The following is a 7,754-nucleotide window of genomic DNA, read 5'->3' on the forward strand; positions in this document are numbered from 1 at the left end:
CGCCGCCGTGGCCTCCGCCTCCGTGGCCGCCGCCTCCGCCGCCATGTTGGGCGAGCGCGGCCGATGGCAGCGCGACCGCGCCGAGCAATGCGAAGACTAAGGATATCTTGCGCAGCATAGCTTTCCTCCGTTTTAGAGTCGAAGGAGAGCGGCTTGAGCGGCGTCTCCTTCAGTTGCCTCGGGACGTCACTCGATGCGAGCGGCAATAATGAGCGTCGCTGTTATTTCCTTGCGAGTCAAATCGATTATCGTGCGCTAAATCCTCGACTGCGGCTAATCGAAAAAATCTTGCTAACAGCCTGTCTCCGAACTTTTTAAGCTTGCCAGAATCTGGCGAGATTGTTTGCGGTTGCGCGAAAGCGGCGCAGGGTCAGTACGCGTTGCGCGACTTTCGAAAAATGCTGGTGGAGGAGGCAGGTTCGTCGAGCCGGTTTCTACAGGAGAATTCCCTGCTAACAGGGGAATTTCGCTGCAAGCTACGAAAAACGCCTAGTCCAGATCTGGATGGCTCGGCAAGCTGGACTAGTTGAGTGATGAGTCCTGGCGAGAAGAAGAAATTTCCACCGCAAAGCTTCACGGTTTTTCCCTCGCGAGTTGTAGGAGGTAAAGATGTCGCTTTTCGCAAGAACCGCCGCGGCCAGTGCGATTTGCGCAGCAATCGCCATCGTGGCTCTTCCGGCCAGCGCCGGTGTGATGACGGTCGTCGACAAGGCTAGCCTGGGCGTGACCTCGCCCACGGACCAGGTCGGTTGGCGACCTTATTGCCGTCACCATCATCGTGGTTGGCGTTATGGCTATTCTGCGCCTACGTTTTACGGTTATTCCGCGCCTGTTGTGAGCGGGGGAACCGTGGCGGCTGACGGAAATTATTGCGCGACCTCTGTCAAGACATGCTTGCTCTATGAGCCGGGATGGCTTGGAACTGGCTGTTCCTGCAGCGTTCCCGGCGGCTATGCGCGCGGGACGGTTATTCAGTAGAATTTCGCAACGTCGAACGATACGAGAAGTTCGAAGAGATTGCGGTCGAGAGAAGGACTCGACCGCAGTTTCATTGACATCGTTTCTGCCGCCTTGAGGGTATGACCCGCTCTAAAATTCTTGGATTGGGTGTAATAAATTTTCGAGTGGCAAAGGGTTTTGGTGGGCGAATTGAAGAGAAAAGTTTTGAACGATTTACGAAAAAGTCAGTATGACATTGGTTTTATTGGTGGGCCGGGCAGGACTCGAACCTGCAACCAGACCGTTATGAGCGGCCGGCTCTAACCATTGAGCTACCGGCCCCGAGACGGGGACGCTTCTCCTATACCGCAACCTGAACGCGCGCAATATTACGACTGGGCCTCCGCGCTTGTCTTAGCGGGCGCCTCGCCTGTAAGGCTTTTCGCATGAACGAACGCGACGCGCGCACGGCGATTGTCGACGCTGCGCAGGAGATGGAGCGGCTGGGGCTCAATCACGGCTCGGCCGGCAATCTGTCGTTGCGGGTCGGCGACGCCGCGCTGGTCACGCCAAGCGGCGTTCCAGGCCGCGAACTCTCGCCCGAATTGATCGCGCGCATGCTGCTGGACGGCGAGGGCGTCTTTGAGGGTCCGCTGCCGCCGTCGAGCGAATGGCGCTTCCATCTCGACATCTATCGCGCCCGGCCGGACGTGAACGCCGTCGCCCATATGCATTCGCCCTATGCGACGACGATCGCGACCTTGCGGCGCGACATTCCGGCTGTGCATTACATGATCGCAGCCTTCGGCGGCCCGACTGTGCGTTGCGTCGGTTATGCACCTTACGGCACGGCTGAATTGTCGCGGCTCGTCGTCGCGGGTCTCGCCGATCGCGACGGCGTGCTGCTCGCCAATCATGGCGCGATCGTCACCGGCGCGAATATGCGCAGAACCTTGTGGCGCGCCGTCGAGCTCGAAGCGCTTGCACAAGTTTTCTACCTCGGCGCGCTCGCCGGCGAACAGGTCGTGCTTTCCGACGATGAGATCATGCGCACGGTCGAGCGCTTCAAGACTTACGGCACGCGCGAGACGACAAAATAGTCTCGTTTGGCATTCCCGGCAGCCGGAAGGCCTGACCGGGAATCCAGCTCAATCCATCGTATTCGCTTAACTCTGGATTCCCGATCGCGCTGCGCGCGTCGGGAATGACAAAACCCCGGCGGCGCTGGGAATGCAGCTAGCCAGCAAGGTCCGGGAACAATCCCCTCAAGCCTTCCTCCGTCGCGGCGCAGACTCCGCGCTCGGTAATGAGCCCGGTAACGAACCGCGACGGCGTCACGTCAAAGCCGAAATTGCGCGCCGGAGACCCATCGGGCGTGAGCTGAATCTCAATCGGCGCGCCGTCGGCGTTGCGTCCGCTGATATGCGTCACTTCACGCGCGCTGCGCTCTTCGATCGGAATGGCGCGTATGCCATCGGCGATCCGCCAGTCGACGGTCGACGACGGCAGCGCCACATAGAACGGCACGTCATTGTCATGCGCGGCGAGCGCCTTGAGATAGGTGCCGATCTTGTTGCACACGTCGCCTGCGCGCGTCGTCCGGTCGCTGCCGACAATGACGAGATCGACAAGCCCGTGCTGCATGAGATGGCCGCCGGCGTTATCGGCGATGACCGTATGCGGGATCTCTTCGCCGAGCAGTTCGAAGGCCGTGAGGCTCGCGCCTTGGTTGCGCGGGCGGGTCTCGTCGACCCACACATGAAGAGGCGCGCCGCGCCGCGCGGCCGTGTAGATCGGCGCCAGCGCCGTGCCCCAATCAACCGTGGCAAGCCAGCCCGCGTTGCAATGGGTGAGGATGTTGATCGGGCCATCGCCCCGGCGCGCCTTGTCAATGAGTTCGGCGCCGGCGCTGCCGATGGCTTGGCAGGCGGCCACGTCTTCTTCAGCGATTTTGCCAGCTTCGGCATAGGCGAGGTCGGCGCGCGCCGATGGCGGCGCCGCGAGCAGCGCCGCGCGCAGCCGATCAAGCGCCCAGCGTAGATTGACGGCCGTCGGGCGCGTGGCGAGCAGCGTCGCATAGGCTGTCTCAATGGCCGCGTCGCTTGAATCGCGCCATGCGGCGAGCGCCATGCCATAGGCCCCCGTCACGCCGATCAGCGGCGCGCCGCGCACGGTCATATCGCTGATCGCCGCAGCGGCGTCTTTGCAACTCGCGAGCGCTTTCGTCTCGAAGCGATGCGGCAGACCTGTCTGATCGATGACATGGACTCGCCGTCCATCTGAATCGAGCCAAATCGTTCGATAGTCGCGGCCGTTGATTCTCATGGTTCTCGCTTTTTGCCTGCTCAAAAGTCGCGCTTGGATGAGGTCGCTATTCGCGCCATGTTAGAGCGCGCCGCGACCCCATGCCAGAAGCTTTCAATCGCGGCTGCCCCACGGACAGATGGCGCAAGAATTTTCGGTTCGATACGCCGAATCGCTCGACTCAGTTGCGGCGGAAGCCTGGGACGCCTGCGCCAATCCGCCGGGCCTGCCAGAGTCGGTCGGCGAGCGATATAATCCGTTCGTGTCGCATGCGTTCCTGCGCGCGCTCGAACGATCGAATTCGGTCGGGGCGCGCAGCGGCTGGACCCCGGCCCATGCGCTCGTCGAGGATTCGCGCGGGCGTCTTGTCGCCTGCGCGCCGGCCTATATCAAGACGCACAGCCTCGGCGAATATGTGTTCGATCAAAGCTGGGCGCAGGCCTATGAGCTCGCCGGCGGGCGTTACTATCCAAAGATTCAGGTCGCCGCGCCCTTCACCCCGGTGACGGGGCGTCGGTTGCTGGTCGCGCCCGACGCGCCGGAAGGCGCGCGCGAGGCGCTGATCGCCGGACTGCAGGGATTGTGCAAGGCGAGCGGCGCATCTTCCATCCATGTGACCTTCTGCACCGAGGAGGAGCGCGTTGCGCTCTCGGGCGCGGGGTTCATCCACCGCGCCGGCGAACAATTCCACTTCGTCAACGACGGCTATGTCGACTTCGAGGATTTCCTGGCGCGGCTAACGGCGCGCAAACGCAAGGCGATCAAGCGCGAGCGGCGCGAGGCGCTCGGCGGCGACGTCACAATCGATTTGCTCACCGGAAGCGACATTCGTTCGGCGCACTGGGACTCGTTTTTCGATTTCTATGTGGACACGGGCGCGCGCAAATGGGGCCGCCCCTATTTGACTCGGGCTTTTTTCGACGAAATCGCCGCGCGCATGGCGGACCGCATCCTGCTGGTGATGGCGCGCCGCGGCTCTAAACATATCGCCGGCGCGATCAATTTTCTCGGCGACGACGCCATCTACGGGCGCAATTGGGGCGCGCTTGAGCCGCTGCCGTTTCTCCACTTCGAGGTCTGCTACTATCAGGCGATCGAATTTGCGATCCGCCATGGATATGGGCGCGTCGAGGCCGGCGCGCAGGGCGAGCACAAGATCGCCCGCGGCTATCGGCCGGTGATCACCCATTCCGCCCACCACTTCGCCGATCCGCGCCTCGGCGAGGCTGTTTCGGCCTATCTCGCGCGGGAGCGCGCCGCTGTGGCCGAATGGGCGGTCGAGCATGCGGCCGAGCTTCCTTACAAGAACGAAAATGACGGCTGATTTTTCTTGACCTGTGTCTCCGCCGCACTTGTGCCCTGGCCTGAAACTTGTAAGTCCTGAGCCGTTTGGCGAACCGCGGCGGAAATCTCATGACCTATTGTTGCGGCATTCTCGTGCGCGATGGATTGGTGATGATCGCCGATACGCGCACCAACGCCGGGCTCGACAACATTTCGACGTTCCGCAAGCTCTATCTCTTCGAGCGGCCGGGCGAGCGCGTGCTGATGCTCGCCGCCTCGGGCAATCTTTCGGTGACGCAGGGCGTTGTGAACCTGATCAGCGACGGGATCGAGCATCCTGAAAGCGGCGTGGTCGAGAGCGTCATGAATACGCCCAACATGCTGCACGCCGCGCAGCTCGTCGGGCGCGCCGTGCGGCTGTCGCGCGTGCAGACGGGACGCGCCGAGGAGGAGCCCGCGGCGCAGGGCGTCAGCTTCGACGTGTCCATGTTGCTCGGCGGTCAGATCGCCGGCGGTCCGCTCCGTCTCTTCATGATCTACACTGCGGGCAACAGCATCGAATGCACGCCGGACACCAATTATCTGCAGATTGGCGAACACAAATACGGCAAGCCTATCCTCGACCGCGCCGTCACATACGACACTGATATCTATGACGCGCTGAAGATCGGGCTGATTTCGATGGACTCGACCATGCGTTCGAATCTTTCGGTCGGCATGCCGATCGACTTCGCGCTGCTGCGACGCGACGCGCTGCAGATTGAGGTCGCGACGAGGATCAATTCGGACGACGTCTATTTTCGCAGCTTGCGGAACAGCTGGTCGAAGGCGCTTCGCGAGGCGCATATGGCGATTCCCAAGCCGCCCTATAGCGGCCGCGACGCGTGACGACCATTGCGCCGGCCGACGCCGCGGCGATCGGCAAGGCCGCGGCGATCCTGCGCGACGGCGGGCTCGTCGCCTTTCCGACCGAGACCGTCTATGGGCTGGGCGCCGACGCGACGCAGGCCTGGGCGGTCGCGCGCATCTACGACGCCAAGGACCGGCCGTCCTTCAATCCGCTGATCGCCCATGTCGCCGATCTCGACGCCGCGCGCCGCGAGGCGGCGCTGCCTGAGTCCGCGCTGTGTCTGGCCGCACACTTCTGGCCGGGGCCGCTGACGATCGTCGCGCCCGTCGCGCCGGGCGGCTCGATCTGCGATCTCGTCCGCGCCGGTCTGCCGAGCGTCGCGGTCCGGGTTCCCGCGCATCCTGTCGCGCAAGCGCTGATCGCGGCGCTGGGCCGGCCGATCGCGGCGCCGTCCGCCAACCGGTCGGGCCATGTGAGCCCGGTGACCGCCGCGCATGTCGCGCAAGATCTCGCCGGCAAGGTCGACATGATCCTTGACGGCGGCCGCACGCTGGCCGGGCTCGAGTCGACGATCATTTCCTTCTGCGAAGCTTCTCCCGTTCTGCTGCGCCCCGGCGCGGTCGCGCGTGAGGCGATCGAGAAAGTTCTGGGCGCAAAGCTTGCGGCGCCGGCGCAGGCGGAGGTCCTCGCCCCGGGCATGACGCCGTCCCATTACGCGCCGGCGGCCCGGCTGCGGCTGGAGGCGCATGAACTCAACGCGGGCGAAGCGGCGCTCGATTTCGGCGGCAGGCTCGCCGCGCGCGCCAAACCCGGAACTGTGGTGCTCGATCTTTCCCCGTCGGGCGACCTCGTCGAGGCGGCGGCCAATCTTTTTGCGCATTTGCGGGAATTCGACGCGCGCGACATCGCCAATGTCGCTGTGGCGCATGTGCCGGAGCGGGGATTGGGCGAAGCGATCAACGATCGGCTGCGGCGCGCCAGCGCGCCGCGCAACAACGCGAGCTTGCGCGACTAACAAGATCGCGGCACTATTGCAGGATAGAAAAGCCGTTGAGCAAAAGGAATAATTATGCCGACGATCCTTCAAATAACTTTTATTGTTGGGTTGTTCTTGATCATAGTAGGCGTTTTTGGCGGCGGAATTGAAGTAAAAGAAATTCGCATCCCAAGTTTAGCTCCGATGTCTCGTATTTTTAGTTTCGTAATCGGAATTGTCTTTGTGGTGGTGTGTATCGCTTTTCCGGGCGTGTTCCCGCCAGAAGGTGCGATGTCGCTTGGTAAGTTCAAGAATGATAAAGTAAATAATACAGAAATTGCTGACGCTGACTCTAACATCATCCTGGATAAAGTTCATCACAGCGATGATTTGCGTATGACATTCGCCTTCCCGTTCAAGATGTTCATCTTGGACACAACGCAGCGCAAGAACGGCGTGTTGATCCTTATGGACGCTGACAGGCATGTCCGGGTCAAAATTACCCGTCGTCCGCTGCCTGACGTCAAGGATGTCAGACTGGGGCGCGAGCAAGAGCGGGAGGCGCTGGAGAAAGTAGGCTACACGTTCACTTATGTGGCGCCGGAAAAAGAAGAAAATTGGAAAAACTGGTACGTTCTTTCCGGCTTGACGAATGACACCGTCTTTTACTTCAAGCGCTGGTATCTGGCGGACGGGGTCGGGTCGATCGAATTTACTTTCCCGATCGAACTTCGATCGGTTTACGACAGGTTGATTCCGGCGATGGTCCAACAGCTGTCTTTTGAGGGAGGCCCCTATGTGGCCGCGCCGACGCCGACTCCCGCGGTTCCATCAAATTCGACAGTCCGCACGAAAAAAGAAGCCGAGGCCCCTAGAAATTTACGCTCGCGCTGAGCTTCTGCTGGAATTCAGGCTGCGAGCGCCGTCGGCGTCGACGCGCGCAGGCAGAAGTCCTGCGTCGCCGGGGCCGGCTGGCCCTTCACATAGGGACACTCGTAGCCGCGCGCGGCGAGATCGCCCGCGCCGACCGCGCACATTTCCACCGCCAGTCGCGTCAGGCGATTGAGCACAGGTTCGCGTACCCATGAAAAGCGCGGCGCGTCGATCGCCACGGCGCGCATCGCCGCTTTGCGGCTCACGTTGTTCTCATAGCTCATGCGCGCCTGCCATCCGGCCTGCGGCTCTTGCCAATCATTGACGACGATGACCGGTCCGCGCAGAACCCGCGCCTCCAACTCCGTGCGTTCGATCAGCGCCATCTCGCCGCGCTTGATGCCCGCCAGGGTGAAAAGAGTCGGACGCGCGAGCGGCGCTTCGGCGATGCAAGCGACGGCTTCCTCGAAAGTCGCGCAGTTTTCAAACGCATAGCGCAGCAGATGGTCCGGCGGCCAGCCGCCTTCG

The 7,754-nt window shown here is 62.2% G+C and carries 6 protein-coding genes, 1 tRNA gene and 1 pseudogene; 5 read left to right on the plus strand and 3 right to left on the minus strand.

The window, feature by feature from the left end:
* Nucleotides 1-1,205 precede the first annotated feature (1,205 nt).
* Nucleotides 1,206-1,281: transfer RNA gene (locus QZ964_RS16525), tRNA-Ile, on the minus strand.
* Between the two features lie 104 nt (nucleotides 1,282-1,385).
* On the opposite strand from QZ964_RS16525, the gene QZ964_RS16530 reads away from it, so the two are divergent.
* Nucleotides 1,386-2,039 carry a class II aldolase/adducin family protein gene (locus QZ964_RS16530; protein ID WP_292532856.1) on the plus strand — a complete coding sequence of 218 codons (654 nt, stop codon included), beginning with the start codon at nucleotides 1,386-1,388 and terminating at the stop codon, nucleotides 2,037-2,039.
* A gap of 136 nt (nucleotides 2,040-2,175) precedes the next feature.
* Here QZ964_RS16530 and mtnA read toward each other — a convergent pair whose 3' ends face one another.
* Nucleotides 2,176-3,264, minus strand: a complete 1,089-nt coding sequence (gene mtnA, locus QZ964_RS16535; protein WP_292532858.1) for an S-methyl-5-thioribose-1-phosphate isomerase — start codon at nucleotides 3,262-3,264, stop codon at nucleotides 2,176-2,178.
* A gap of 118 nt (nucleotides 3,265-3,382) precedes the next feature.
* Here mtnA and QZ964_RS16540 point away from each other — a divergent pair, with 118 nt between their 5' ends.
* From QZ964_RS16540 to QZ964_RS16555, 4 genes are all read left to right on the plus strand, one after another.
* Entirely contained in the window at nucleotides 3,383-4,567 is a 1,185-nt protein-coding gene (locus QZ964_RS16540; RefSeq protein WP_292532860.1) for a GNAT family N-acetyltransferase, read from the plus strand.
* Between the two features lie 89 nt (nucleotides 4,568-4,656).
* Complete coding sequence (locus QZ964_RS16545; protein WP_292532861.1) at nucleotides 4,657-5,415, plus strand: peptidase; 759 nt, start codon at nucleotides 4,657-4,659, stop codon at nucleotides 5,413-5,415.
* Nucleotides 5,412-6,392 (plus strand): L-threonylcarbamoyladenylate synthase, encoded by a 981-nt coding sequence (locus tag QZ964_RS16550; RefSeq protein WP_292532862.1) that lies wholly within the window; start codon nucleotides 5,412-5,414, stop codon nucleotides 6,390-6,392. The genes QZ964_RS16545 and QZ964_RS16550 overlap by 4 nt, the downstream gene beginning before the upstream one ends.
* Before the next feature lie 54 nt (nucleotides 6,393-6,446).
* A complete protein-coding gene (locus tag QZ964_RS16555; protein ID WP_292532863.1) occupies nucleotides 6,447-7,247 on the plus strand; it encodes a hypothetical protein in 801 nt (266 codons plus the stop codon).
* Nucleotides 7,248-7,261: 14 nt separating this feature from the next.
* Here QZ964_RS16555 and QZ964_RS16560 read toward each other — a convergent pair.
* A pseudogene (locus QZ964_RS16560) lies at nucleotides 7,262-7,754 on the minus strand (hypothetical protein); the annotation flags it as partial.

It is taken from the genome of Methylocystis sp., from assembly GCF_021731785.1.
In the GTDB taxonomy this organism is placed as follows: Bacteria; Pseudomonadota; Alphaproteobacteria; order Rhizobiales; family Beijerinckiaceae; genus Methylocystis.